This is a genomic window from Sporolactobacillus sp. CQH2019 (assembly GCF_028765345.1).
Taxonomy (GTDB): Bacteria; Bacillota; Bacilli; order Bacillales; family Sporolactobacillaceae; genus Sporolactobacillus.
Map to the genome: position 1 here is coordinate 96,570 of NZ_JARAJZ010000001.1, position 25,889 is coordinate 122,458.

The 25,889-nt window shown below is 51.4% G+C and carries 22 protein-coding genes; all 22 read right to left on the reverse strand.

Annotation, left to right across the window (positions count from 1 at the left end; translation table 11 throughout):
- Nucleotides 1–19: 19 nt before the first annotated feature.
- The 22 genes from OYT88_RS00435 to rseP all read right to left on the reverse strand — a co-directional run bounded on the left by OYT88_RS00435 (nucleotide 20) and on the right by rseP (nucleotide 25,882).
- Nucleotides 20–1,687, reverse strand: a complete 1,668-nt coding sequence (locus OYT88_RS00435; protein WP_274397363.1) for a ribonuclease J — start codon at nucleotides 1,685–1,687, stop codon at nucleotides 20–22.
- A 146-nt stretch (nucleotides 1,688–1,833) separates the two neighbouring features.
- Complete coding sequence (gene pcp / locus OYT88_RS00440) at nucleotides 1,834–2,481, reverse strand: pyroglutamyl-peptidase I (RefSeq protein WP_274397861.1); 648 nt, start codon at nucleotides 2,479–2,481, stop codon at nucleotides 1,834–1,836.
- Between the two features lie 83 nt (nucleotides 2,482–2,564).
- Nucleotides 2,565–3,467 carry a 4-hydroxy-tetrahydrodipicolinate synthase gene (gene dapA, locus OYT88_RS00445; protein ID WP_274397364.1) on the reverse strand — a complete coding sequence of 301 codons (903 nt, stop codon included), beginning with the start codon at nucleotides 3,465–3,467 and terminating at the stop codon, nucleotides 2,565–2,567.
- Nucleotides 3,468–3,472: 5 nt separating this feature from the next.
- Entirely contained in the window at nucleotides 3,473–4,720 is a 1,248-nt protein-coding gene (dapG, locus tag OYT88_RS00450; RefSeq protein WP_274397365.1) for an aspartate kinase, read from the reverse strand.
- Nucleotides 4,717–4,920 (reverse strand): hypothetical protein, encoded by a 204-nt coding sequence (locus tag OYT88_RS00455; RefSeq protein ID WP_274397366.1) that lies wholly within the window; start codon nucleotides 4,918–4,920, stop codon nucleotides 4,717–4,719. Before OYT88_RS00455 ends, dapG begins: the two co-directional genes overlap by 4 nt.
- Nucleotides 4,921–5,043: 123 nt before the next feature.
- Nucleotides 5,044–5,640 carry a dipicolinate synthase subunit B gene (locus OYT88_RS00460; protein WP_274397367.1) on the reverse strand — a complete coding sequence of 199 codons (597 nt, stop codon included), beginning with the start codon at nucleotides 5,638–5,640 and terminating at the stop codon, nucleotides 5,044–5,046.
- A 1-nt stretch (nucleotide 5,641) separates the two neighbouring features.
- Entirely contained in the window at nucleotides 5,642–6,535 is an 894-nt protein-coding gene (gene dpaA, locus OYT88_RS00465) for a dipicolinic acid synthetase subunit A (RefSeq protein ID WP_274397368.1), read from the reverse strand.
- 327 nt (nucleotides 6,536–6,862) lie between these two features.
- A complete protein-coding gene (locus OYT88_RS00470; RefSeq protein WP_274397369.1) occupies nucleotides 6,863–8,098 on the reverse strand; it encodes a M16 family metallopeptidase in 1,236 nt (411 codons plus the stop codon).
- 234 nt (nucleotides 8,099–8,332) lie between these two features.
- The gene (gene pnp / locus OYT88_RS00475) at nucleotides 8,333–10,462 is read right to left on the reverse strand and encodes a polyribonucleotide nucleotidyltransferase (protein ID WP_274397862.1); all 2,130 of its coding nucleotides are present in this window, start codon (nucleotides 10,460–10,462) and stop codon (nucleotides 8,333–8,335) included.
- Between the two features lie 354 nt (nucleotides 10,463–10,816).
- Nucleotides 10,817–11,086, reverse strand: a complete 270-nt coding sequence (rpsO, locus tag OYT88_RS00480) for a 30S ribosomal protein S15 (RefSeq protein ID WP_274397370.1) — start codon at nucleotides 11,084–11,086, stop codon at nucleotides 10,817–10,819.
- A gap of 151 nt (nucleotides 11,087–11,237) precedes the next feature.
- Nucleotides 11,238–12,197 carry a bifunctional riboflavin kinase/FAD synthetase gene (locus OYT88_RS00485; RefSeq protein WP_274397371.1) on the reverse strand — a complete coding sequence of 320 codons (960 nt, stop codon included), beginning with the start codon at nucleotides 12,195–12,197 and terminating at the stop codon, nucleotides 11,238–11,240.
- A gap of 56 nt (nucleotides 12,198–12,253) precedes the next feature.
- Nucleotides 12,254–13,168, reverse strand: a complete 915-nt coding sequence (gene truB, locus OYT88_RS00490; protein WP_274397372.1) for a tRNA pseudouridine(55) synthase TruB — start codon at nucleotides 13,166–13,168, stop codon at nucleotides 12,254–12,256.
- Nucleotides 13,169–13,180: 12 nt separating this feature from the next.
- Nucleotides 13,181–13,534: a 30S ribosome-binding factor RbfA gene (gene rbfA / locus OYT88_RS00495; RefSeq protein ID WP_274397373.1), complete on the reverse strand. Its 354-nt coding sequence runs from the start codon at nucleotides 13,532–13,534 to the stop codon at nucleotides 13,181–13,183.
- A 16-nt stretch (nucleotides 13,535–13,550) separates the two neighbouring features.
- Nucleotides 13,551–13,832, reverse strand: coding sequence for a DUF503 domain-containing protein (locus OYT88_RS00500; RefSeq protein ID WP_274397374.1), 282 nt, complete (start codon nucleotides 13,830–13,832; stop codon nucleotides 13,551–13,553).
- Nucleotides 13,829–16,048, reverse strand: coding sequence for a translation initiation factor IF-2 (infB, locus tag OYT88_RS00505; RefSeq protein ID WP_274397375.1), 2,220 nt, complete (start codon nucleotides 16,046–16,048; stop codon nucleotides 13,829–13,831). Before infB ends, OYT88_RS00500 begins: the two co-directional genes overlap by 4 nt.
- Nucleotides 16,049–16,052: 4 nt before the next feature.
- Nucleotides 16,053–16,376 (reverse strand): L7Ae/L30e/S12e/Gadd45 family ribosomal protein, encoded by a 324-nt coding sequence (locus tag OYT88_RS00510; RefSeq protein ID WP_274397376.1) that lies wholly within the window; start codon nucleotides 16,374–16,376, stop codon nucleotides 16,053–16,055.
- Nucleotides 16,360–16,650, reverse strand: a complete 291-nt coding sequence (rnpM, locus tag OYT88_RS00515) for an RNase P modulator RnpM (RefSeq protein WP_274397377.1) — start codon at nucleotides 16,648–16,650, stop codon at nucleotides 16,360–16,362. The genes OYT88_RS00510 and rnpM overlap by 17 nt, the downstream gene beginning before the upstream one ends.
- Nucleotides 16,651–16,666: 16 nt before the next feature.
- The gene (gene nusA / locus OYT88_RS00520) at nucleotides 16,667–17,842 is read right to left on the reverse strand and encodes a transcription termination factor NusA (RefSeq protein WP_274397378.1); all 1,176 of its coding nucleotides are present in this window, start codon (nucleotides 17,840–17,842) and stop codon (nucleotides 16,667–16,669) included.
- A gap of 36 nt (nucleotides 17,843–17,878) precedes the next feature.
- Complete coding sequence (gene rimP, locus OYT88_RS00525) at nucleotides 17,879–18,349, reverse strand: ribosome maturation factor RimP (RefSeq protein ID WP_274397379.1); 471 nt, start codon at nucleotides 18,347–18,349, stop codon at nucleotides 17,879–17,881.
- 146 nt (nucleotides 18,350–18,495) lie between these two features.
- The gene (locus OYT88_RS00530; protein ID WP_274397380.1) at nucleotides 18,496–22,800 is read right to left on the reverse strand and encodes a PolC-type DNA polymerase III; all 4,305 of its coding nucleotides are present in this window, start codon (nucleotides 22,798–22,800) and stop codon (nucleotides 18,496–18,498) included.
- Nucleotides 22,801–22,945: 145 nt separating this feature from the next.
- Nucleotides 22,946–24,592, reverse strand: coding sequence for a proline--tRNA ligase (locus OYT88_RS00535; protein ID WP_274397381.1), 1,647 nt, complete (start codon nucleotides 24,590–24,592; stop codon nucleotides 22,946–22,948).
- A 30-nt stretch (nucleotides 24,593–24,622) separates the two neighbouring features.
- A complete protein-coding gene (rseP, locus tag OYT88_RS00540; RefSeq protein ID WP_274397382.1) occupies nucleotides 24,623–25,882 on the reverse strand; it encodes an RIP metalloprotease RseP in 1,260 nt (419 codons plus the stop codon).
- Nucleotides 25,883–25,889: the final 7 nt, after the last annotated feature.

The window sequence follows — 25,889 nt, forward strand, 5'->3', positions numbered from 1 at the left end:
GCGGTCACGGCTCACCCTTTTAATATTCCATGATAATTGGCAATATCATTGGACGGCGTTTGGTTTTGTCAAAAAAGTAACGGCTTAAGGCGTCACGTATTCCGCTTTTAAGCGATGACCACTCGGATACATGCTGCGTGAGTGCCTTTGAAAGCACTTCGGAAACAATATGATTAGCTTCTTCCAGTAGATCTTCTGATTCTCGGACGTACACAAAACCGCGTGTAATGAGTTCCGGCCCGGCGAGGATCCGTTTCGTCCGCCTCCCCAGTGTGACAACAACAATGACTGTGCCGTCCTGTGAAAGCATCCGCCGGTCCCTTAATACAATGTTTCCGACATCGCCGACCCCAAGTCCGTCAACGAGCAGCCGGCCCGCAGGCACCGCTTCGGCCTGTTTGGCTTCCCCGTCTGTAAATTCGACCACATCCCCCTTGTCGAGGAGAAAGACATGATGCGGCGGAAGCCCCATCGATTCGGCAATTGCCTGATGAGCCTTCATCATTTTAAATTCTCCGTCAATCGGAATTAAATATTTCGGACGGGTCAGCTGAAGCATCAGCTTTATATCTTCGGCGGAACCATGCCCGGAAACGTGCACGCTCTTTCCGAAGATTACCTGGGCTCCTTCACTCATTAACTGGTCGATGGCATTCGTGACCGTTTTTTCATTGCTCGGGGTCAATGACGCCGCGTAAATAATCAGATCGTTTTCCTGCAGCTTCAATTTTTTGTGCAAATGATTAGCCATGCCGGTCAGAGAAGTAAGCGGATCACCGTCAGGACCGCTCGTAATGACGGCCAGTTCTTCCTTCGGACACTTCAGTGCCTTTTCCCAGGAAAGGAAAGTATTTCTGGGGACATTAAGGAATCCTTCTTTAACGGCTATTGAAATAATTCTTTCCAGAAGGCGCCCGTCAATGGTCACTTTCCGGTGATGCTGCATGCAGGCATCAACAAATTGCTGGATGCGGTGAATATTGGTCGCGTGGACCGTCATAATGACCCGGCCGGACGCTGAGTAAAGCAAATGGCTGAATTGATCGCCGATCACAGAATCTGAAGGCGCCTTTCCCGGGATTTCCGCATGTTTGCTGTCGGAAAGCAGACAAAGCACCCCTTTATCGCCGATCGCCGCAATCTTGCTGACATCGGTCCGTACTCCACCGACCGGCGTAAAATCAAATTTATAGTCGCCTGTATGGACAATCATTCCCTGCGTCGTCTGAATGGCAATGCCGATCGCATCGGGAACGCTGTGGTAGGTACGAAAAAAAGAAAAATTGCAATGGCCGATTTTCAGATCCTTATCGGGATCGATGATAACAAGAGCATCTTTGCGTACATTTTCACCCGATTCCTTCAGGCTTTCTCTGACAAGAGCCAGAGTCAGCTCCGTCCCGTAAACCGGCACATCCAGTTCCCTCAGCAAATAAGGGAGAGCGCCGATATTGGCCTGATGCCCGTGCGTCAACAGCACAGCTTTAATCCGTTCCCTGTTTTCAGTCAGGTAGGACACATCGGGAATCACGGTATCGACTCCGAGCATATCTTCATGCGGGTGCATCAGTCCCGCATCAATAATATAAATGTCATGACTGACCTCAATGACTGTCATATTATTTCCAATTTCGCCAACGCCGCCCATTGCATAGATTCGCACATTGTCCTGCTTCGAATGTGTCAATGGGCATTCCTCCTATTAAATTGAGCAGTCATCGCTTTTGACCCGAACTAATCACTGACTTTATTATACCCAAAGCCTTATGCAAAGTACAATTTTAAATAAAAAACATGTTCGCCCCAGGGAGTCCGAAGAAAAAGAATGCTTTCCTAATTAATTTCCGTTAATTTGTGATCCGGCATCAGTGCTTTGGCAGAAACAACGGCGGCACACTTCAGTGCCTTCGTGATCATATCGAGCGAGAGACAGGGCGTCAGTTTGTCCAGAGTCTGCTCAGGCATATAAGGAACGTGAATAAAGCCGCCGATTCTCGTCTGCTCGGAATGGCTCAGCTCGTGCATCAATCCATAGAAAACCTGGTTGCAGACGAAAGTGCCTGCCGTATTGGAGAGCCCTGCGGGAATGCCGAGACCTTTGATCGCATGAACAATCTTACGGATCGGCAGAGTCGACCAGTACGCGGCCGGTCCGTCTGAAACGATCGCCTGATCGGTCAGCATCCGGCCCGCGTTATCAGGTACCGCTGCATCGCTCACATTGATCGCAATGCGTTCGGGAGTGATTTGCATTCTTCCACCGGCCTGTCCGACAGCGATCGTCACATCCGGCTTGATCACATGGATCGATGAAATCAATCTTTCTATCGCTTCTCCATAAACGACAGGCAGCCTCGTTGCAAAGAGTGTTACATTACCAACAGCCCGCATGCCGTCCAACCGCCGTACCGCTTCCCAGGAAGGGTTGATATGATCCTCGCCGTACGGCGCGAATCCGCTCAACAAGACTCTCATGCCGATCGCCCCCTGACTATCATTTATTTTGGATGAATGAAAAGGGCGAATAAGGAACCCGCATCCCTATCCACCCTTTATTTCCCTATTCAGCTGTTTCTGATTTCCTGTTCAGAAAAGTTTTTAAAACGATTATATACATCGAACAGCGAGTCTTTCTCCTCATCCGTCAATCCGACCATCGGCAGACGGACGCCTCCGACTGCAATGCCCAGGTGATTAAGCAGCGTCTTGATCGGTGCAGGGCTGGGTGCCGCAAAAAGCTCCCGCATGAGCGGAAGCATCGCCCGGTGCAGACATGCCGCCTTTTTGATGTTTCCGTCCAGAAAAGCCGCGATCATGTCTTTCATCTCAGGACCGATGACGTGCGACGAAACAGAGATCACACCCTGGCCGCCGATCGCAAGAACGGGCAGCGTCAGGCCGTCGTCGCCGCTGTACAGATGAAAATCATCGTCCGTTCCGGCGATAATCGCCGCCATCTGATCCAGATCTCCGCTTGCTTCTTTGACGGCAACGATATTATCGATCTCAGAGAGCCGAATGATTGTTCCGGCGGATATATTTACTTTTGAACGGCCGGGGATATTATAGATGACAACCGGTACCTCCACATGTTCGGCAATTGCCTTGTAATGCTCGTAAAGTCCTTCCTGGTTCGGTTTGTTATAATAGGGTGCCACAGCCATAACGGCATCGACGCCAAGCTTCGAAGCTTCTTCCGAAAACGCAACGGACTGTTTTGTATTATTTCCTCCGGTCCCTACGATGACTTTCAGACGCCCGTCTGCCACTTTTACAACATGTTCAAAAAGCACCAGTTTTTCTTCGTTCGTCAGTGTCGGCGATTCTCCTGTTGTCCCGGCAACAACAACGCCTTCCGAACCGTTTTGTATCAAATGCTCCAGAAGGTCGGTCGTACGTTCCAGACTGAGGTCTCCGTTTTCATCAAACGGTGTGGCCATTGCAGTCAATAATCTGCCAAAATCCATTTTTCTCACTCCTGTTTTGGTTGTTCCAAATCGGCTTCTTCCTGTTCCCTTTCCAGGTGGAAAGCATGGTGCAGTGCGTTCACGGCATCCTTCATCCTCGCCTGTTCAACCAGGACCCAGATTGTATTATGGGAATCGGCGGATTGCAGGATACGGATTCCCTGTTCCGTAAGCGCGTTCACAATCCGCGAAGCAACTCCGGGCACACCGGCCATTCCCGCTCCTACAGCCGAAACCTTAGCGCATCCGCTCAGCACATCCGGTGCGTAGCCCAATTTTTTCAGCGTTGCGACGGCCAGATCAGTCACCTTTTCCATCACTGTGTAAACAACGCCGTTCGGACTGATATTGATCAGATCGACACTGATTCCCTGTTCCGCCATCGCTTTGAACACTTTCGCCTGAAGGTCGTACTCTTCTTTGCCGGCGCGGACGCGGATCTGTGTGACTCCCTTGACATAGGTGATCCCGGTTACCGGCCGTTCCTGAATATCCTGTCCGCGGCCCGCCCGGTTCATCGTCGTGACGAGCGTGCCAAGCCCTTCCGACATCGTCGACCGGATGTGTATCGGAATTTTCGCCGTCATGGCAATTTCAACCGCCCGCGGATGGATCACTTTGGCCCCCTGATAAGCGAGGTTGCAAACCTCATTGTACGTAAGGACCGAAAGTCTGCGTGCATCGCTGACAATGCGCGGATCTGCCGTCATGACGCCATTTACATCCGTAAAAATATCGATCCATTCCGCATCGACAGCCGCCCCCAGCGCCGCGGCCGATGTATCGCTGCCCCCGCGCCCGAGAGTCGTTATTTCGCCGTCCGCTGTCTGTCCCTGAAAACCGGCAACGACGACCGTATCAAGGCCTTCAAGCTTCTTGAGCAGAGGGCCGACTTTCATCTCAATGATCTTCGCCTCGTTAAACGTCCGGTTTGTCCGAAAGCCCGCCTGTGCACCTGTCATGGCTTCGGACCGGATGCCCGCCTTTTTCAGCATGTTCGAAAAAACAACCATCGAAATCGTTTCTCCGCAGGACATCAGAATGTCCCTCTCGCGCGCCGAGCTGTCATATTCATCGACGAGGCCGAGCAGTGTGTCGGTGGCATAAGGATCCCCCGCACGGCCCATCGCGGAAACGACAACAATCACTTTATAGCCTTCGCTTACGGCTTTCATCACATGCTGAACTGCATGATCTCTCATTTCCTGAGTCTGGACGGATGTCCCGCCGAATTTCTGTACAATGATCTTCAAATCGCTATCATCCTTTCCACCTTGGGAGAATGCTGCAAATCGATCCGTTCGCCTTTTTCGTCAGGTTTCAATCGGCGGAAGCGGGTTTTCAGCGGAAGCGGTGAGCCTTCAAGCGTTTCAGAGCAATGGCTCCCGCGGTCCCCCACAGCTGCGTTCAGTCCTCCGTTTGTGACAGGCCGATCTTCCTGTTCAATAGACATCTCATTTCATCTATTATATAATTACCGATAGTCGAAAGAAAGGGAGAATTGCAGAAAACAGCTCTCTCCCTTAGAAATCCAGTTCTATTTTATCATATTCAGCCCGGGAAAAAACATGAAACGTCAATCTTGCTTTGTTTTATCGACAAGTAGCGGCTGAAGCTGTTCCCCCAGCAGGGCCGATTCTACCGTATTAATCATCAAATCCATCCGGCCGACCAGCGAATTCGGCTTGTGCACAGGATCATCCTGGCCGAACGGAATAAAATAAATATTTTTTGCAACGATTAATTTTGCAATATTCTGCAGATTAAGCCCGAGCCCGTCGTTTGTTGAAACACCGAGCACGACAGGACGGCCGTTTCTTAATGTCGCCTTGGCCGCCATCAGGACGGGACTGTCTGTCTGGGCATTGGCGAATTTGCTCAATGAGTTTCCGGTAAGAGGCGCGATGATCATACAGTCAAGCGGTTTTTTCGGCCCGTAGGGTTCGGCTTTGACAATTGAATCGACAACCTCATGTCCTGTAATCGTCTCGACTTTCCCGACCCAGTCTGCCCCGCTTCCAAAACGAGTCACCGTCTGCTTTACCGTATAGGTGACAAAAGCCGTTACTTTACATCCCGCTTCCATCAGTTTTTCAACTTCCGGAACGACCTGGCTGTAGGTGCAGTGCGACCCGGTGATTCCGAATCCGATATGTTTCCCTTCAAGGCTCATCTTATTCCGCCTCCCCTGAAAATTTATCCAGCAACAATTCCGTCAGCACATTGGCAATAATCTGGCCTGCTGTTTTCGGAGCAACAAGTCCGGGAAGCCCCGGTGTAATAATGGCCTTGATGCCCCTCTTTTTTGCATAGCGGAAATCCGTCCCCCCGGGAAGCGAAGCGATGTCCATAATAAAACTGCTGGCCGGCATGCGGGACAGCACTTTACTGGTCAGCACCATGGCCGGAATCGTATTGATGCATATTTCGTTATCCTGCACCTGATCCGCCAGATCCTTCAGGTAAAATGCTTTGAGCCCCATCTCCACCGCCCGGGCAATATGTTCCGGACGGCGGGCGCCCACTTTGACATGGGCGCCGAGCGCCGAAAAGGCCCTGGCCAGACTCATTCCCGTCCGGCCCAGTCCGAGAATGATCACATTCGCATGATGGATGGTGATATCCGTATGCTGAATCACCATCATGATCGTTCCCTCAACCGTCGGGATAGAGTTATAGATAGCGACATCGTCACGCTCAAATAATTTAACGACCTCACGTCCCGTTTCGCGTGAGACTTTATCAAGAAAAGGCGTCGAGATCCCCGAATAGATGGCGCAGTGCGTCGGAGTTTCCTGAAGCCAGCCTTTGGTCAATTTGATCGTTTCGTTGGAAAATGTCGTCTCGACATTCCCTTCTTCATCCGTTCCGCTGACCGGAAGAATCAGGCTGTCTACTTCTTTCGCCCGGATCTCTTCCATATTTTTTTTAATGGCCCCGTTGAAATTCCGGTTCAGCTGATCAAAACCGATCAGCGACAGATGTGCATCCAGTGCGGTCAGTTTGCTTATCACTTCAATCTGCCGAGCGTCCCCTCCCAAGATTACGATGTGCCTGTTTGTCAGCATCGACTTTCCCTCCGCATGGCTGTCTTTCACTATATAGCCTGATTTTCTTTCAACACTTTATGGTATGACGAATGCCCGCTGTTGTGAAAACGATTGTGCTGAGAGCATAGAAAAAGTCCCGGAAAAATGATCAGAATTTTTCCGGGACTTTATTTTGCAAATAAGAAGCAAAAATTTTTCAGGATGATCTCTTAAGCGGCCGGACATCGGCGCCGTGTCCTGCGGCCGGTCCGGCATGAGTCGCCCAAGTCCCCGCAGCAAAGGCCTCATCTGCCGGAGATTTGGGATGAAGCCGAGTTTTCCGACATTTGCCGGCTCGGAAGTGCATTAAAGGGCGGCCGGCATTTTTCCGGTCGGGCTGACGATGGAACAGGAGTACGGTTTATCAAAGATCGATTCCGCCACATCGTGCACATCGTCCAGAGTCACGGCATCAATCTGATTGATCATTTCATCGATCGGACGGTCGTGTCCGAGAATCAGCTCGTTCTTTGCATTTCTGCTCATCCGGCTGTTTGTGCTTTCCAGCCCGAGGATGATATTCCCCTTGATCTGTGCCTTGCTGCTGTCCAGTTCTTTCTCGGTCAGGCCTTCTTTTGTCATCGTCCGGATTGTTTCAAGGATTGTCTGTCCCAGTTCTTCAATCTGATCGGCTCCCGTGCCTGCGTACACTGTCAGAAGGCCGCTGTCTTTAAAGGCCGTGTGAAATGAAAAGACGGAATAGGCAAGGCCCCGATCCTCGCGGATGTTCTGAAAAAGGCGGCTGCTCATGCTCCCGCCCAGGGCATTGTTCATGACCATCAGCGGCACCATTTTCTCATCGCTGCTCGATACCCCCGCATAGCCAAGACAGATATGAGCCTGTTCCGTTTCCTTCTTACGCGCTATTTTACCGGGGCTGAACGAAGGGGCCGGCTGGCGTTCCTCGCTTTCCGGCACTCTGTAGTCCGCAAAAATCCGGTCGATCTCGTCAGTAAACGACTCGTCAAGATTTCCGGCCGCAGAAACGACGATGTTATCCGGCGTATAATGCGTATGCATATGCGATTTCAAATCGTCCCGGTTGAAATCCGCCAGCGTCTGCTTGGTTCCGAGAATCGGATAACCGAGGGGATGATGGGCAAAACTCGCGGCACTGAGCAAATCATGGACCAGATCGTCCGGAGTATCCTCGTACATCTTGATCTCTTCGCCGATGACCTGCTTTTCCTTCTCAAGATCCGCACTGTCGAAGCGGGAGTGAAACAGCATATCGGCAAGCACATGAACCGCGTAGGATGCATCGCTGTCCATGACTTTGGCGTAAAAACAAGTACACTCTTTTGAAGTGAACGCGTTGACCTGGCCCCCGATCCGGTCAAACGCCTCGGCAATCTCTCGCGCGCTTCGCTTCTCGGTCCCCTTAAACAGCATATGTTCAATGAAATGCGAGATACCGTTGTTTGATTCATTTTCGTATCTTGAACCTGTTCCGATCCAGATACCGATACTCGCTGAACGGACAAACGGCATCTTTTCCAGTAAAACGCGAACGCCGTTCGAACATTTGTGTTTTATAACCACGAAAAATCCTCCCGTTTTTCTTCTCACTCGATATTCTCATTCTAAATTACTATATACTATAGCACGATGAAAAATAGCAGACAAATAGATTCATATTCTTTTATGTCTTTTTCATTAAGATTATGAGTAACGCTCAGCGGATCGGATAAAAAAACAAAAGGGCCCAAAAAAAGAAGCCGGACCTGCGGCACCGACTCAGCCAAAAGACCTGTCCATTATTTATGATTCCTGCTCTCAGCGCACGTTGGTTTCCTTCCGGGCTCCCGAATCTGAAAGAGCCGCTTTGCGCGAAAGTTTAATCCTGCCCTGACGATCAATATCAATAACCTTAACCCGGACTTCATCGCCGATTTTAACGACATCTTCCACTTTATCGACACGTTTGTCGTCCAATTCCGATATGTGGATCAGTCCGTCTGTATGTCCGAACAGGCCGACAAATGCTCCGAACTTCTCAATACGTTTGACTTTTCCGATGTAGACTTCCCCGACCTTCGCCTCGCGAACCAGATCCTCAATCATCTGCTTTGCCCGACGGCTTCCCGTTTCATCGGCCGAGAAAATAACAACGGAGCCGTCCTGTTCGATGTCGATCTTGACACCCGTTTCATCAATGATCTTATTGATCACCTTTCCTCCCGCTCCGATCACATCGCGGATTTTTTCCGGATGGATCGACATCTTCAGGATCTTCGGAGCAAACTTGGAAAGATGCGGACGCGGCCCGGGTATTGCCGCCAGGATCGTCTTCATGATCTTCATGCGGCCTTCCCTGGCCTGCCGTAAAGCACGGGACAGGATATCGCGCGTCACCCCGGAAATCTTAATGTCCATCTGAAGCGCTGTCACGCCTTTTTCCGTTCCGGCACATTTAAAATCCATATCCCCCAGTGAATCTTCCAGGCCCTGGATATCCGTCAGGACAACAACATCGTTGCCGTGTTTGACGAGGCCCATGGCAATGCCCGCGACCGGCGCCTTGATCGGAACCCCGGCGTCCATAAGCGCCAGCGTGCTGCCGCAGATGCTTGCCTGGGAAGACGATCCGTTTGATTCCAGCACTTCCGAGACGCAGCGGATCGTATAAGGGAATTCCTTTTCAGAAGGGATCACCGGCGCCAGCGCGCGTTCGCCGAGCGCTCCGTGTCCGATTTCCCGGCGGCCGGGCGATCGGATCGGCCGGGCTTCGCCGGTGCAGAACCCGGGAAAATTATAGTGATGCATGAATCGTTTGGAATCTTCGGCAGCAAAATCATCCAATGCCTGAAAATCACTGAGCGGTCCCAGTGTGCAGACGCTGAGCGCCTGTGTCTGTCCCCGGGTGAACAGCCCGGAACCGTGTGCCCTCGGCAGAAGGCCGACCCGTGCGGCAAGCGGACGGATTTCATCTATTGCCCGTCCGTCGGGACGAAGATGTTCGACGACGATCATCCGTCTGACTTCTTCTTTGAGGATACCGTGCAGAATCCCTTCCACAAGTGCCGGATCAACCGGCTCTTCGCCATTTTCGTTTTCCCCCTGAAAAACCGAGATGACTGATTGCTTCACTTCATTGATTGCCCGGTCACGCGCCTGCTTTTCTTTCGTCCGCATCGCTTTGTCCAGACGGTCGCCTACAAGGCCGCGAATACGCATTTCCAAGTCGGCGTCCGCTCTGAAGAGCTCGGGCTCCATTTTGTCTTTTCCTACAGCAGCGGCAATCTGTTCTTCAAAAGCAATCAGCTGTCTGATCTGTTCGTGAGCCAGAAGAATCGCGTCGAGTATCACTTCTTCCGGAATCTGATCCGCTCCCGCCTCGACCATATTCACGGCTTCTTTGGTGCCTGCGACGGTCAGACTCATATCACTTTTTTCGGCCTGTTCAACAGTCGGATTGACGACAAATTTTCCGTCCACCCGGCCGATGACAACGCCCGCGATCGGCCCGCCGAAGGGGATATCGGAAATCGATAAAGCGACGGACGATCCGAGCATGGCCGCCATCTGCGCGCTGCAGTTCAGATCAAGGCTGAGCACCATATTGACAATCTGTACTTCATTGCGGAACCCGTCGGGGAACAGCGGACGGATCGGCCGGTCAATCAGGCGGGCGGCAAGCGTTGCCATATCGCTCGGCCGGCCTTCTCTTTTGATGAAGCCGCCCGGAATCTTGCCGACCGCGTACGCCCGTTCCTCATAATTGACTGTCAATGGAAAAAAAGATCCTTCTTTCGGCTCTTTCGATGCCGTTGCCGTAGAAAGAACGGCCGTATCGCCATAATAGACAAGTGCAGCACCGTTGGCCTGCTTGGCGATTTCCCCGATCTCGATACGCAGCGGCCGTCCGGCCCATTCCATTTCAAAAACACGTTTCGACTGCTCCATGTCTCCGTAACACCTCTTTTCTGTAAACATAGCAAAACAGCCCGCCGATCCGGGCTTCTCCCATCACCTTTTTGGAACGGCGGACCTGTTTTTCCGTCCATAAGCGAAAACTAATTTTATGCGAAGGCCGGGCGGCCCGGACAAAAGCCTGGGGAACGCCTCCCGACTTTTTTGTCCTCCTCTTCGATCAGGCTCCCTGCCCATAAAGAAAATCTGCCGGTCGGTGGATCCGGCGGTTATTTGCGGCTGCCGGACAGGCCGCAGCACTCTATTAAGGCGTTCATGGTGCCGCCGGATCTGGTATTTTCCGTATAGTATAAAAAAGGCGGGAAATCTCCCGCTTTTTCGCTTCTTTTATCGACGCAGTCCCAATCTGGTAATTAAATCACGGTATCTTTTAACATCCGCACCGCGCAGATAAGTCAGCAAATTACGACGTTTCCCGACCATTTTCAAGAGGCCGCGACGAGAATGATGATCCTTCTTGTGCAGCTTCAAATGTTCGTTCAGTGCATTAATCTGCTCCGTCAGAACGGCAACCTGAACTTCCGGTGAACCGGTGTCGTTCTCATGAGTCTGGTACTCATGAATCAGCTGAGTTTTGCGTTCTTTCGTTAAAGCCATCAGCTTTCACCTCCCTGTCCTGAATCCCCTCGAGCTCAGCCGCCGCCGGTGGAACGAGCAGCCGGGCAAAGGTTCTTGTACACATTAAATCCGTACCGTATCATGATACACGTTTTCCGCCGCAAATTCAAGATCATTCAGATCATCGGTCTTATTTGCTTTTCGCTCTTTCCGAATCAAAAAAATCGAAGGCATCTGCTTTATCTTTTTCCATCTGGTCAATCAGCGCATCCGCACTCTGAAACTTTTCCTCGGTCCGGAGACGTTTATACCAGTCAATCGACACTTTTTTATCGTAGAGATCGCCGTCATAATTCAGTACATAGACCTCAACGGTTGTTTTCGCATCCGTTTCATCATAGAAGGTAGGACGGGTGCCGATGCTGCATACGCTGTCCATGGCTTCCCCGTCAACAATCAGCCGGACGGCGTAAACACCGTTCGGCGGCATGACAAAGACGTCTTTTGATTCAACATTCGCCGTCGGGAAGCCCAACGTCCGGCCCCGCCCGTCTCCGTGTCCGACCGTGCCGGACGTCCGGTACGGCCGGCCGAGAAGCAGTGACGCATTATCAACGTCTCCTCCAGCGACCAGAGCACGGATATGGGTAGTGCTCACTTTTTCGCCGAACATCTCAACTTTGGGGACGACCGTATAGCTGAACATGCTTCGCGAATAATCGTCGATGTTATCCATATTGCCGCCGGCCATACGCCCGAATGTAAAATCATAGCCGGCAACCACATGTTTGGCGTGCAGCCTGATCAGATAGTTATCGACGAAATCCTGCGGCGACAGCCGGCTGAGCGCTATATCGAAGCGAACGAAAAAAAGGAGATCGACTCCTAGTTTCTCAATTAAATCTGCTTTCATTTCCAGAGGCGTAAGATAATCCGCCCGCTTGGCCGACGGTTTAAGAACGACCGACGGATGAGGATAAAAAGTCATGACCGCGGATGCGAGTCCCTTTTCCCGGGCAATTTCCACGGCCTTTCGGATCACTTTTTGGTGTCCTAGATGTACACCGTCAAAATTTCCCAATGCGATTACTTTTTCATTGCTGTCGATTTTTTCGATAAAAGGGATCTTTTCCAAAAAAATTCTTTCCAATGCAGGCACCTTCTACTCTCGCTAGACTGAAATACTGTCGGCGCTTTCTCATTGATTCAGCAATCCCCGGTCACAAGCACTTTTTCCGGTTTGACCATTCCCTGTCTATCAGGGTGGAGACGGTAAACCGCCAAACAGTTTCCCTTGTTATTATAAACCGCATAAGCATGATTACGGAATCCCTCAGGAGCGGGAAGAACGGCTCCGTGAATAATTTTTCTTTCCAGCAAGTCGCCGACGGTCCAGCGGTCCAGCATGCCGAGCCCTGATTCCAGCGGCTTCAGACATGCGGAAAATTGACGATGGCCGATCAGATCTTCAACTTGTTCAAATGTCAGAGAGTCCTTTAATTCAAAAGGCCCCTCTTTTGTCCGCGTCAGCATCTGCAGATGGGCAGGATAGCCCAGCTCCCGCCCGATATCCGCCGCCAGCGTCCTCACGTATGTCCCCTTGCTGCATGAAACTTCAAAGGGAATGTCCGGCAAAAAGTTCTCTTCGCCGCCGGCAATGACTAAGTTAAAAATACGGACACGACGGACCGGACGTTCAACCGTTATCCCTTCTCTGGCATACTCATAAAGTTTTCTGCCGTTTACCTTCACAGCAGAATACATCGGCGGGCACTGACGGATCTCGCCTTTGAAAGAGCCGAACACCCGTTCAATCCGCGATCGGGCAATCGGCCGAACGATCTCTTTGCTTTCAACGATTTCGCCGCCTGCGTCCTCCGTTGCTGTCGCCGTCCCGAGACGAATCACGCCCTTGTACCTTTTGCCGTATTCAAGCAGGTACTGGGCCACTTTTGTAGCTCTTCCCAGGCAGAGAATCAGGACGCCGTCCACATCCGGATCCAGCGTCCCCGCGTGCCCGATTTTTCTGAAGCCCAGAAGCCTCCGGAGACGGGCAACACAATCGTGAGACGTGATTCCGCGCGGTTTGTAGAGCGGCAGAAGTCCGTCATATTCGCTCATGAAAGGTCCACCTTACTCTTTTTCTCTTCTGTGCAGATCGTCAATCAATTGATCGATATGATTTCCGTATTCAACCGATTGATCGAATTTGAATTGAATTTCCGGCGTCTTTCTCAGACGAATCCGTTTGCCGATTTCACTTCGTATAAATCCCTTTGCTTTGGCCAGGCCTTCAAGCGTCGCGGTTTTCTTTTGGTCGTCTCCGAGCACGCTGATATATACGGTGGCATCCTGAAGATCGCCGGTTACGTCAACCCCCGTCACGGTCACAAAACCGACCCTGGGATCCTTGATCCGGTGTTCAATGATATCGCTCATTTCCTTCTTCATCTGTTCGGCAACGCGATGCACCCGTAAATTTGCCATGGGTTCACCCTCCTTCTCAAAGCCATTCATAAACCGTGTCCGCGCGTTCAATGTCAACGCGACCGTCAATGAGGGACAGAGCCCGAGCCAACTCGCGTTCCACATGAGTTCTGGAAGTCCCGACGGAAACGAATGCCAGTTTGGTGCGTTGCCAGCTATCCTGATACGCAGTCTCGCTTGCCGCAAGATTGTGCCCGTTTACTGCTTTACGCAGGATACTGAGGATCACGGTGCGTTTTTCTTTCAAAGACTGTGCACTGTACAGTATGCATTCACACTGCACAAGACCGATCATCATTTCGGCTGAACTTCCTCCATAACATAAGCCTCCATTGTATCGCCCTCCTTGATGTCGTTAAAATTCTCCAGCGTTACGCCGCATTCGAATCCAGACTTGACCTCTTTGGCATCATCTTTGAAACGCTTCAGCGTATCCACATGTCCCTCGTAGATAACGACGCCGTTTCGAACGAGCCGTATGCCGGCATCCTTGGCAATTTTTCCGTCCGTGACATAGCATCCCGCTATAGTGCCGATTTTCGACACTTTGAAAATTGTACGGACTTCGAGCTGCCCGATCACTTTTTCCTTATATTCCGGATCCAGCATTCCCTTCATGGCGGCTTCCATTTCATCGATCGCGTCGTAAATCACACGGTACAGGCGAATATCCACCTTTTCCTCTTCCGCCACTTTCTTCGCATGATTATCGGGACGGACATTAAAACCGATGATGATCGCGTTGGAAGCCGAGGCAAGGATAATATCCGATTCACTGATGCCGCCGACTCCCTCGTGGATGATATTGATTTTTACGCCGTCCACATCGATTTTCTTCAGCGATCCCGAAAGCGCTTCGACAGATCCCTGTACGTCTGCTTTAATGACGACATTGATTTCTTTCATTTCGCCTTCCTTTATCTTTTCAAACAGATCATCCAGGCTGACTTTGCTCGTTGTTTCCTTCCGTTCCGTGATCAGTGCGCGTTCGGCACGGGTTTCGCCGATCTGGCGCGCTTTTTTCTCATCTTCAAAAACGATAAACTGATCGCCCGCCTGAGGCACATTATTCAGGCCGGTGATTTCAACCGGCATCGAGGGGCCGGCTTTCTTGACGCGGCGGCCGACATCGTTGACCATCGCCCGCACCCGTCCGAACGTATTGCCGACCACAATGGGGTCGCCTATTTTCAATGTCCCGTTTTGAATGAGCAGCGTGGCAACCGGGCCTTTTCCTTTATCAAGCTGTGCCTCGATGACGGCGCCGCGTGCCATTTTTTCAGGATTGGCTTTACATTCTTCCATTTCCGCGACAAGCAGGATCATTTCAAGGAGATCGTCGATTCCCGTACCCTTTTTTGCGGATATCTTCACGAAGATCGTGTCTCCGCCCCAATCTTCGGGCACCAGTCCCTGTTCCGACAGTTCCTGCATGACGTGATCCGGATTGGCATTCGGTTTGTCGATTTTATTGACGGCAACGATGATCGGAACTTTGGCCGCCCGGGCATGATGAATCGCCTCAATGGTCTGCGGCATCACTCCGTCGTCCGCCGCTACCACAAGCACCGTGATATCGGTGATCTCCGCTCCTCTGGCCCGCATCGTTGTAAAAGCGGCGTGGCCCGGCGTATCCAGAAAAGTAATCTTTTTCCCGTCATGTGTAACCTGGTAAGCTCCGATATGCTGGGTAATGCCGCCTGCTTCTCCGGCCGTGATTTTCGTATGGCGTATCGAATCAAGCAACGTCGTTTTCCCATGGTCGACATGGCCCATGATCGTGACAACCGGAGGACGGACCACGGCCGTCTTTTCATCGATGCCGAGGCCTTCCTGTTCAAAATTGGCTTCGTCGACGATAACTTCTTCTTCAACGGCAACGCCGTAATCAGCGGCGAGCAGTCCGATTGTATCTTTATCGAGATCCTGATTCTTCGTCGCCATTACGCCCAGCGCCATCAACTTCTTAATAATGTCGGTCGACGGACGGCCGAGCTTTTCGGCAAACTGTCCGACAGTCAGCGTTCCGGACAGCATTATTTTTTCCGGAAGCTTGATTTCCTGTCTCTGACGGTTCCCATGCTGCTGGCCCCCGCGCCTTTTCGAATTGAAACGGCTGTTTCGTCTGCCGCCGCTTCGTCTGCCGCCGAAATGATTTCCTTCGCCGCCGCCATCGTTTGCAGCGGTGTTTTTCCGGCCGGTTCCCTGTCTTCCTTTTGTCGTAACGGATTGTTTTTCATTCAATTCCCTAGTCGGACGGTTGGCTCGCGTATTCTTGATCTTTGCTTGGTTCACTGGACCCTCTTCATTCTTTTTTTTCGGTTTTACGGTTTCTGCCTGATGGACCGTGACTGTTTTTATTTTTAATTTTTTATTCAATTGTTTGATTGCATTATCTTCAATAATAGACATGTGGCTCTTGACGGAATAGCCGAGTCCTTCAAGATTCGAAATAATTTCCTTGCTCGTTAGTTTATGCTCCTTGGCATATTCATAAACACGCATTTTCGTCATATATTCACCCCCGTGTTGATGGTCCGAGCCATTCAATCAGCCTTGCAGCAAACCGGCTGTCCGTTACCGCAATCAATACACGCGGCGGCTGACCGATCGCCCGACCGAGCGTCACCCTTTCCGATGTTTCAAATATCGGTACTTTGTAAAAAATGCACTTATTGTTCACGGTCTTTTTGGTGCGATCCGAGGCGTCCGACGACATGATGACGACTCCGGCTTTGTGCCCGCGGATTGCTTTCAGAACCGTTTCTTCCCCTGCAACAACCTTTCCCGCCCGTTTTGCCAGTCCCAGCAATGCGTACCACGGATCATTCTTCTCCGGCATTCTCGGGATGATCCTCCAGATAAGCAAACATTTCGTCAAAAACAGTGTCGGGAACGGGCACGCCCAAATGGCGGGAAAGAAGATTTTTCTCTTTTGCCTTGCTGACGCAGGACGCTTTCTTTGACAGATAGGCGCCTCGTCCGTTTTTCTTTCCGGTCGAATCGAGAAAGACGGTTCCTTCCGGCGAGCGCACAATCCGGAACAGTCCTTTCTTTTCGGCCGATTCCTGGCAGGCAATGCACTTTCGCATCGGTATTTTCCGCTGTTTCGGCATTTGATCAGCCCTCCCTTTATTTATCTTCCGTTTCAGAAGGATCCTCTGTCAGCGTTTCACCGTCATCGTTTTTTGTTTCTTGTCCTGCTGCCTCACTTTCCGGATGCTCAGGATCAACATCCGCCTTTTCGTCCGCGAGGTCCTCCAGAAGGCCGGCCTCTTCCGCTTCTGTTTCGCTCTTTATATCGATTTTCCATCCGGTCAGCTTCGCGGCAAGGCGCGCGTTCTGCCCTTTTTTCCCGATTGCAAGGGAAAGCTGATAGTCGGGCACAACAACTGTGGTCGCTTTTTCTTCTTCATGCACAATGACTTTGACGACTTTAGAAGGGCTGAGCGCGTTAGCAACATAGGTTACCGGATCTTCGGACCAGAGGACAATATCGATCTTTTCACCCTTCAGTTCATTCACGATCGTCTGAACCCTGGCGCCCTTCTGACCGACACAGGCGCCGACCGCATCAACGGTCGGATCTTCGGCATAGACCGCAATTTTTGAGCGGTCGCCCGCTTCGCGGGAGATTGATTTAATCTCAACCGTTCCGTCAAAGATCTCCGGGACTTCTAGTTCAAAAAGGCGCTTCAGCAAACCGGGATGTGTCCGCGATACAGTGATCATCGGGCCCTTTTTCGCATTTTCGACTTTCGTTATATAAACTTTTATCCGGTCGTGCGGACGGTAGGTTTCGTTCGGCATCTGCTCCGACTGGGGAAGAAGGGCTTCGACGCGACCCAGATCGACATAAATGAAGCGATGATCAAGACGCTGGACAATGCCCGTCATGATGTCGTCCTCGCGATCAATAAACTCGGAAAAAATCACACCGCGCTCCGCTTCGCGCACTCTCTGCGTGACAACCTGCTTCGCCGTCTGTGCGGCAATCCTGCCGAAGTTGCGCGGAGTGACTTCGATTTCCACCGTATCGCCGAGCTGATAGTGCGGATTCAGACTTTTCGCCTGCTCCAGCGACACCTGCAGATTTTTATTTTCTACGGATTCGACCACTTCTTTTCGTGCGTATACTTTGATCTGGCCGAGTCCTTCATCAATGTCGACGCGGACATTCTGAGCCTGATCGAAATTGCGTTTATACGCCGAAATGAGTGCAGCCTCAAGCGCTTCAAGCAGGACCTCTTTGCTGATACCCTTATCTTTTTCCAGTGCCGTGATGGCTTCCACCAAATCACTGCTCATTTTTTCTCCCCCTTTTCACACCCGCAAATCACCTGTCTAAAAAATGATCGCAAGCCGGCCGCTCGCAATCTTGTCAAACGGAAGCGTCATGGAATCCATTCTTGTCTTATTTTTAATCATCAGTGTCACGCATTCCCTGTTTACCTCTGTCAGCCGTCCCTCAAAGACTTTTGAACCATGCAGAGGCTCATAGGTTGTCACATGCACGTCTTTGCCCACGGATTTCAGATAATCCTCATACTTTTTCAGCGGTCTTTCTGCGCCGGCAGACGAGACTTCAAGGAAATAAGCCTCTTTGATCGGATCGCTCGCATCAAGTGCCTGGCTTAATTTCTCGCTGACAGCCGCGCAGGTATCCAGATCGACGCCTCGCGGAGAATCAATAAAGACACGCAGGAACCGATTCTTCCCTTCTTTCACGTACTCGATATCGACGAGCTCAAGATCTAATTCACGCAAAATCGGAGAGATCAATTCATCCGTCATCTTCGCGATCGCACCAGCCATGTCCAGCCTCCTTTGGAAAACGAAAGAGTGGGAAATTCCCACTCTTTGCAGACGAACTATTTCCAGTATTTCCATAGCTACTATAACATACCCGTCTTTTTAAGGCAAGAACAGCAGAAAAAGTTGTCCTGAGGCAGTTATTGCTTTCAGAAGAGGGAGAGCTGATTGGCATCGGGCATCCCTTCAAGGCATCCCTGGCCTTCAAGATATTCCAATACTGTTTTTGAAATTTTAGCCCGTTTCTGCAGGTCTTCCTTCGACAGAAACTCCCCTTCATCGCGCGCTTTGGCAATTGCTTTTGCCGCGTTTGTTCCGACGCCGGGAATCGCGTTAAAAGGCGGGATCAGCGTGCCGCCGTCGACGAGAAAACGGGTGGCATCCGAACGGTAAAGATCGACAGACTGAAAACTGAATCCGCGTTCGCACATTTCAAGTGCAACTTCCAGAACCGTCAGCAGGCTTTTTTCTTTAGGCAGCGCATCGTTTCCTTTCCTCCCGATTTCATCCATTTTTTCATTGATGGCCGCGGATCCCTGTTTCATGACATCGATATCAAAATCATCGGCTCTGACGGAGAAATAGGTCGCATAAAAGAGAATCGGATAATGTATCTTGAAGTAGGCAATGCGAAAAGCCATCAATACATAGGCTGTCGCATGAGCCTTCGGAAACATATATTTGATCTTCAGACAAGAGTCCATATACCAGTCCGGCACGTTATTTTCTTTCATTTCGGCGATCCAATCGTCGTTCAGGCCTTTGCCCTTGCGGACGGATTCCATGATTTTAAAGGCATGTGACGGTTCAAGCCCTTTATGCATCAGATCAATCATAATATCATCGCGGCAGGAGATGACATCTTTAAGGACGCAGGTGCCGTTATCGATCAGAGGCTGGGCATTGCCGAGCCAGACATCGGTCCCGTGCGACAGCCCGGAAATCTGGACGAGTTCGGCGAACGTTGTCGGTTTGGTGTCCTCAAGCATTTGCCGGACAAAACGGGTGCCGAATTCGGGAATGCCGAGGGTTCCGGTTTTGCAGCGGATCTGCTCCGGCGTCACGCCGAGTGATTCCGTCGTGCTGAAAATTTTCATGACTTCCCGATCGTCGGTAGGAATTGTTTTCGGATTGATGCCGCTCAGGTCCTGCAGCATACGGATGACGGTCGGATCATCATGACCGAGAATGTCCAGTTTCAAAATATTATCATGAATCGAATGGAAATCAAAATGCGTCGTCTGCCAATCCGCCGTCCGGTCATCGGCCGGATACTGAACGGGTGTAAAATCATAGATTTCCATGTCCCGGGGAACGACGACAATGCCTCCCGGATGCTGGCCGGTCGTCCGTTTGGCGCCGGTACAGCCCGCAGCGAGCCGGTCGCGTTCAGCCCCCCGGAAACGGTCGCCCGTCTCCTCCTCGTAGCCCTTAACATAGCCGTATGCCGTTTTATCGGCGATCGTGCCGATCGTGCCGGCGCGATAGACTTTATCTTCGCCAAACAGCACCTTTGTATAATTATGGGCAACCGGCTGGTAATCTCCGGAAAAGTTGAGGTCAATGTCCGGGACTTTGTCTCCCTTGAACCCGAGAAACGTTTCAAAAGGAATGTCGTGCCCGTCTTTTTTCATCGCCGTTCCGCATTCGGGACAATTCCGGTCGGGAAGGTCAAACCCGCAGGCAACCGATCCGTCGGTAAAAAATTCGACATGATGGCATTTAGGGCACAGATAGTGGGGCGGCAAAGGGTTCACTTCGGTAATCTCAAGCATCGTCGCAACAAGCGACGATCCGACCGAACCTCTCGAACCGACCAGATAGCCGTCGGACAGCGACTTTTTAACGAGCTTATGGGCAATCAGATAGATAACGGAAAATCCGTGGCCGATGATACTCTTCAATTCCTTCTCCAGTCTTTTTTCGACGATTTCGGGAAGCCGGTCGCCGTACAGAAAATGTGCCCGGCCGTAAGTCTTCTGTTTGACTTCCTCTTCCGCTCCGTCGATTGTCGGAGTATAGAGTTTGTCCTTCACCGGCATAACCTCGCCGATCGCGTCGGCAATCGCATTCGGATTGTCGACGACAACTTTTCTCGCGTTCTCTTCGCCGAGAAAATTCATACATTCAAGCATCTCATCGGTCGTCCGAAAATGGACGTCGGGCTGTGTCTGGCGATTGAGCGGATTGCCGGCCTGGGAAGCGATCAGGATTTTCCGGTAGATTCTGTCATGCTCATCCAGATAATGCACATCACCGGTCGCTACCACCGGTTTATTCATCTTTTCGCCAAGCTTCACGAGCTTGATCATAACGTCTTTAAGGGCCAGTTCGTCGCGCACGATCCCCTTCTCGACAAGATGCATGTAGTTCGCGGGCGGCTGAATCTCGATGTAGTCATAAAATGCAGCGATTTTTTCGGCCGCCTCCGCCGACTTCTGCATCATCGCTTCGAACAATTCACCCTTGTCGCAGCCCGATCCGATGATCAGCCCTTCACGGTATTTGGCCAGAATCGAACGGGGAATTCTCGGCACACGGTAAAAATATTTCACATGAGCCAGCGAAACCAGTTTATAAAGGTTTTTCAGTCCGGTCTGGTTTTTTACGAGCAGGATGACATGCGACGGACGAATGCGGTCCATGTTGCCCTTGCCCAGATTATCGTTCAGCTGATCATGGTAGAGCATGCCCTTTGCTGCGGCATCCCGAAGCATTTTCCATGCAAGATAGCCGGTCGCCTCCGTATCGTAGATCGCCCGGTGGTGATGCGTCAGTTCAATGTTGAATGCCTTGCAGAGCGTGTCCAGTTTGTGGTTTTTAAAGCCCGGGTAAAGGAAGCGCCCGAGTTCAAGCGTGTCGATGACCGGATTGGCCGCTTCTTCATGACCGAGTCTCTTATAGCCGTTGTTTAGAAATCCCATATCGAAAGTCGCATTATGGGCAACGAGGATGCTGTCGCCCGCGAACGTTCGGAAGGCTTCGATCACTTCACCGTCGTCCGGTGCGTCTTTCAGCATCTCATCCGTAATACTCGTCAGTTCCGTAATTTTTCTGGAGAGCGGATGATGCGGATTGGCGAACTGATCGAATTTTTCAAGTACCTCACCGTTTTTCATCTTGACCGCCGCAAATTCGATGATCGTGTCATAGACGGCGGACAGCCCCGTTGTTTCAACATCGAAGACGACATACGTATCATCCGACAGCAGCCGGTGTGCTGTATTATAGGCAATCGGCACGCCGTCATCGATCAGGTTGGCCTCGACACCGTACAGCACTTTGATCCCGTACTTTTTCCCTGCGGAATATGCTTCTGGAAAAGACTGGACGACGGCATGGTCCGTAATGGCGATAGCCCGATGGCCCCATTCCCCGGCCCGCTTGATCAGTGAGCCGGCCGTGACCACGGCATCCATCTGACTCATCACGGTGTGCGCGTGAAGTTCCACTCTTTTCTTTCCTTCAGGCGCCGTATCAAGCTTTTTATGAGGCGGAATTTCCTCTACATCATTGGCAATCATGACCAGATCGCGGGCAAAACTGTCATTCTGCACGCCGCCTCTGACCTTCACCCACATACCTTTCTTCAGATCCTGAAATTTTCCGGCATCCTCTTTATCCCTGGAAAAGATTTTGATCATCAGCGAATCCGTATAATCCGTTATTTTAAAGAGCAGCAGCGTTCGCCCGCTGCGCAGTTCACGTGTCTCTACGTCGAATATGTAACCTTGAATGGTCACCCGGCGCTCTTCATCCTGTATCGTCTCGATGGCAACCGGCTCATCGTGTATCTCGTAGCCGATCTTAAACGGCCCCGCGGACGGCCCGTCGTCCGCAGCTTCCTCCGCTTTTTTTCTTTCCAGCATTGTCTGGACGACTTTCTGCCGGTCTTCTTCTTCACGCTTCTTCACGAAAGAATCATAGGTTTTTTCCTTATTCTCCTGATCGATTCTAGCGTCAAGCGTCAGCGGCGGAAACCCGCAGCCGCGCAGCTGTTCATTGACCGCATGCGGCAATTTCCGTTTGATCAAACCCGCTTCCGTTTCATTCGAAACGGAAAAACAGAGCTGCTTTCCGTTTAAATGCGGGTTTTGTCCGGAGAGACATCTCTTCAATGAAGGAAAAGCTGCCAGGAGATGTGCGCAGACCGCCGGCCAGTACTCTTCAAACGACTCCCCGATGCCTTCTTCAGTCCGCGCCTGTACGGAAAAACCGACACTGCTGACGATAGATTGAAAGTGTTTTTTAAGCTGTGTACCGAGCCATTCAAAAATGTGGCGGGGCAGCACACGCTCGACAATGAAATCAAAGTGCCAGCGGCGTTCTTCCTTATATACGGTCAGTTTTCCGATTTCCCCGCGGCTGAAATAGCTGTTCATCCAGTCTTCAGGAGCTTCGATTTGCTGCATCAGAAGGGTCCAGCGTGCCGATTTGGATAGAGGCTCAGTCATTTCATGATCTCCTTTCGCTATGATTCTATTATAATGCACATCCGGCCGCAGCTGATCGGCCACTTGAGACAGAAACGGAGAAATCGTAAAAAAGAAAAGGGAGCTGCGTATGCTGCCGGGCTCCCTCTGCCAAATAAATCATCGATTAATTCCGTTCACTCAGTAACTCCGAAACAGCCTGTTCAAGTCCGTCCGTGTCTGTTTCGACCCGCTTCTTCTCCCTGCGGCCCGCAACTTCGACGATACGGTCAGCCGCTTTCTTGCCGACAATGACCTGTACAGGGCAGCCGATCAGATCGCTGTCGGCAAACTTGACACCCGCACGCTCTTTCCGATCGTCCCAGAGCACGTCAAAACCTTTGTCCTGAAGGTCGTGATAGAGTTTGTCCGACAGGGAAAGCTGATCCCCGTTCTTCGGATTAACGGTAATCAGGTGGATCGTAAACGGGGCAAGCGACTGCGGCCAGATCAGCCCGTCCCCGTCATGATACTGTTCGCAGACCGCCGAAAGCGTCCGTGAAATGCCGATTCCGTAGCATCCCATAATCAGCGGCTGATTCTTCCCTTCCGAATCAAGAAACAGGGCATTCATCGACTCGGAATATTTCGTCCCGAGTTTAAATACCTGCCCGATTTCGATCCCCTTTGCGAATTTGATCGTTCCTTTGCCGTCCGGCGAAGGATCGCCCTCCTTAATGAAACGGAGATCAAAAAAGTTCTCAATGCTCAGGTCGCGCTCGGGATCGATATGCAGATAGGAACAATCTTCCCTTTCACTGTACAAAACAGCCCGAGTCAGCGATTTCAGCCCATTGTCGGCCAGAATTTTTACGCCCGCTCCGGGATGAAGCGCGTCCGCTTTGTGCGGCGGATCGAGCGATTCGATCCAGTCTGTTCCCAGGGCATTCTTCACCTTAACATCATTGACTTCATCGCCGATCCGCAAGAAAACAAGAACGGTTGCCGAGCGGGTCTTAAACCATTCGGCCTTTATCCGATCATTGTCGTCTGCGTCCGCCCTGCCCGCTTTTCTTTCAAGGGGCAGGCTGCCGGCAGCCCTTTTTTGCTCCCGGTCGACGACTTGAGCCATTTCCAGATTGGCTGCGTAATCCGAACGGTCCGAATAAGCAATGGTGTCCTCTCCGATTTCAGCGAGCGCCTGAAATTCATGTGTGTCCTTCCCGCCCATGGCTCCCGAATCGGCGAGGACGGCTCTGTACTTCAGCCCGCAGCGGTCAAAGACGCGGCAGTAGGCCTGGAAAATAAGCCGATACGCTTCGTCCAGGCTTTCTTCCGTCGCATGAAAGGAATAGGCATCCTTCATAATAAATTCTCTTCCGCGCAGCAAACCGAAGCGCGGCCTTTTTTCGTCCCTGTATTTTGTCTGAATCTGATAAAGAATGACAGGCAGTTTCTTATAAGAATTAAGCGTATCGCGCACCAGGCTTGTGATCAGCTCTTCTCCTGTCGCCCCGAGAGCGAAATAACGCCCGTGCCGGTCTTTCAGCCGCATCAGTTCCGGTCCGTAGACGTCCCAGCGGCCGGATTCATGCCAGAGTTCGGCAGGCTGCATCGCCGGCATCAGCAGTTCCTGCGCGCCGGCCCGGTCCATCTCTTCCCGGACAATCGCCTCAATCTTTTTAATGACTTTATACCCGAGCGGCAGGTAGGAATAGACTCCCGCCGCATTCTGCCTGATGAAACCGCCGCGCAAAAGCAGGCGATGGCTGGCGGATTCGGCATCTGCCGGCACTTCCTTCAATGTCGGGATAAACATTCGGCTCTGTCTCATGTATCGCACCCCATACTGTATGATAACTGTCTAACGCAAAAATAAATTCTGTATATCGTTCCATGTAACAAGTATCATCAAAAGCATTAAAAAAGCGAAACCGATGAAGTGAACAAACGCTTCTTTCTGCGGTTCGACCGGCTTCCCCCGAAGCGCCTCGACGATCAGGAACAGCAGCCGGCCGCCGTCCAGAGCGGGAAGCGGCAGCAGGTTAATAACCGCCAGGTTGACGCTGAGAAACGCCGTCCAGTTCAGAATGATAAGGAACCCTTGGGAAACGACCTGCCCCGTGGCTTTATAAATACCGACGGGTCCGGCCAGCTGATTGAGATTAAATCCGCCGGTGATCATCATTTTCAGCGCGCTCAGTTCCATCTGGATCCAGTAGACCGTCTGCGTCACGCCGCCCTCAAGAGAAGCAACGAGGGAGTGATGCGTCGGCGCGTATACGCCGATAAACCCTTCCATGCCCTTTTCCGCCTTACGCTGATCGGACACAACACTGATGTTGCGGATTTTCCCGGCCCGGTCCACGGTAAATGTCATCTTTTCTTTAGGGTGGGCGCTGATGTAGTTCATGATCGACTGCCAGCTGCCCATTTTCTGATGATTGATCTGAAGGACCCGGTCATTCGCCTGCAGTCCGGCCTTTTGTGCGGGATAGCCCGCAATCGTATTCCCGAGAAGCGGGGAATTGGAAGGCACCCCCTGAATGCTGAAGTAGATAATGAAAATAATCACGGCCAGTACAAGATTCATAAACGGGCCGGCAAAAATGGTAAGAAAGCGTGCCAAAAGCGGTTGTGAGGCGAACTGTCTGTCCAGCGGCGCAATCTGAAAATCCTGATCATCAACTACATAGGTTGCCTGGCGATCCAGGTCATAATGAACGATCGGTCCGTCTTCTTCCTCGTAACCGGAAATAAACAGATCCTTTTCCAGATCACAATGTTCCACAGTCAGAAATCGCGCGTCTGCATATTTTTCAAGATGATTCGTCACGATTCTCGTGACCCGGCCCCTTGAATCAAAAAACAGGCCGACACTTTGTCCCGGCTTGATTTCAACTATTTCGGGATCCTCTCCGGCCATCCGCACATAGCCGCCGATCGGAAGAAGCCGCACGGTATAAACCGTTTCTCCCTTTTTTATCGCGAAAATTTTCGGCCCGAAACCAATCGCAAATTCGCGGCAGAGAATGCCGGATCGCTTGGCAACAAACAAATGGCCGAGTTCATGAATGGAAACGAGCAGTCCGAAAATCAGAACAACGACGATCAAAGTTTCCACAATGTCT

Bases quoted from the DNA above. Each gene is read 5' to 3' on its own strand.
- OYT88_RS00455 (WP_274397366.1), bottom strand. From the start codon at position 4,920: ATGTCTATTGAACAGGAAGATCGGCCTGTCACAAACGGAGGACTGAAC.
- OYT88_RS00500 (WP_274397374.1), bottom strand. From the start codon at position 13,832: ATGATGATCGGTCTTGTGCAGTGTGAATGCATACTGTACAGTGCACAG.
- pnp (WP_274397862.1), bottom strand. From the start codon at position 10,462: ATGGAGCAGTCGAAACGTGTTTTTGAAATGGAATGGGCCGGACGGCCG.
- OYT88_RS00530 (WP_274397380.1), bottom strand. From the start codon at position 22,800: ATGACTGAGCCTCTATCCAAATCGGCACGCTGGACCCTTCTGATGCAG.
- OYT88_RS00535 (WP_274397381.1), bottom strand. From the start codon at position 24,592: ATGAGACAGAGCCGAATGTTTATCCCGACATTGAAGGAAGTGCCGGCA.
- rnpM (WP_274397377.1), bottom strand. From the start codon at position 16,650: ATGCCGAAACAGCGGAAAATACCGATGCGAAAGTGCATTGCCTGCCAG.
- truB (WP_274397372.1), bottom strand. From the start codon at position 13,168: ATGAGCGAATATGACGGACTTCTGCCGCTCTACAAACCGCGCGGAATC.
- dapA (WP_274397364.1), bottom strand. From the start codon at position 3,467: ATGGATTTTGGCAGATTATTGACTGCAATGGCCACACCGTTTGATGAA.
- nusA (WP_274397378.1), bottom strand. From the start codon at position 17,842: ATGAGCAGTGATTTGGTGGAAGCCATCACGGCACTGGAAAAAGATAAG.
- dpaA (WP_274397368.1), bottom strand. From the start codon at position 6,535: ATGCTGACAAACAGGCACATCGTAATCTTGGGAGGGGACGCTCGGCAG.
- rimP (WP_274397379.1), bottom strand. From the start codon at position 18,349: ATGGCTGGTGCGATCGCGAAGATGACGGATGAATTGATCTCTCCGATT.
- rbfA (WP_274397373.1), bottom strand. From the start codon at position 13,534: ATGGCAAATTTACGGGTGCATCGCGTTGCCGAACAGATGAAGAAGGAA.
- OYT88_RS00510 (WP_274397376.1), bottom strand. From the start codon at position 16,376: ATGCCGGAGAAGAATGATCCGTGGTACGCATTGCTGGGACTGGCAAAA.
- infB (WP_274397375.1), bottom strand. From the start codon at position 16,048: ATGACGAAAATGCGTGTTTATGAATATGCCAAGGAGCATAAACTAACG.
- OYT88_RS00460 (WP_274397367.1), bottom strand. From the start codon at position 5,640: ATGAGCCTTGAAGGGAAACATATCGGATTCGGAATCACCGGGTCGCAC.
- rpsO (WP_274397370.1), bottom strand. From the start codon at position 11,086: ATGGCTTTAACGAAAGAACGCAAAACTCAGCTGATTCATGAGTACCAG.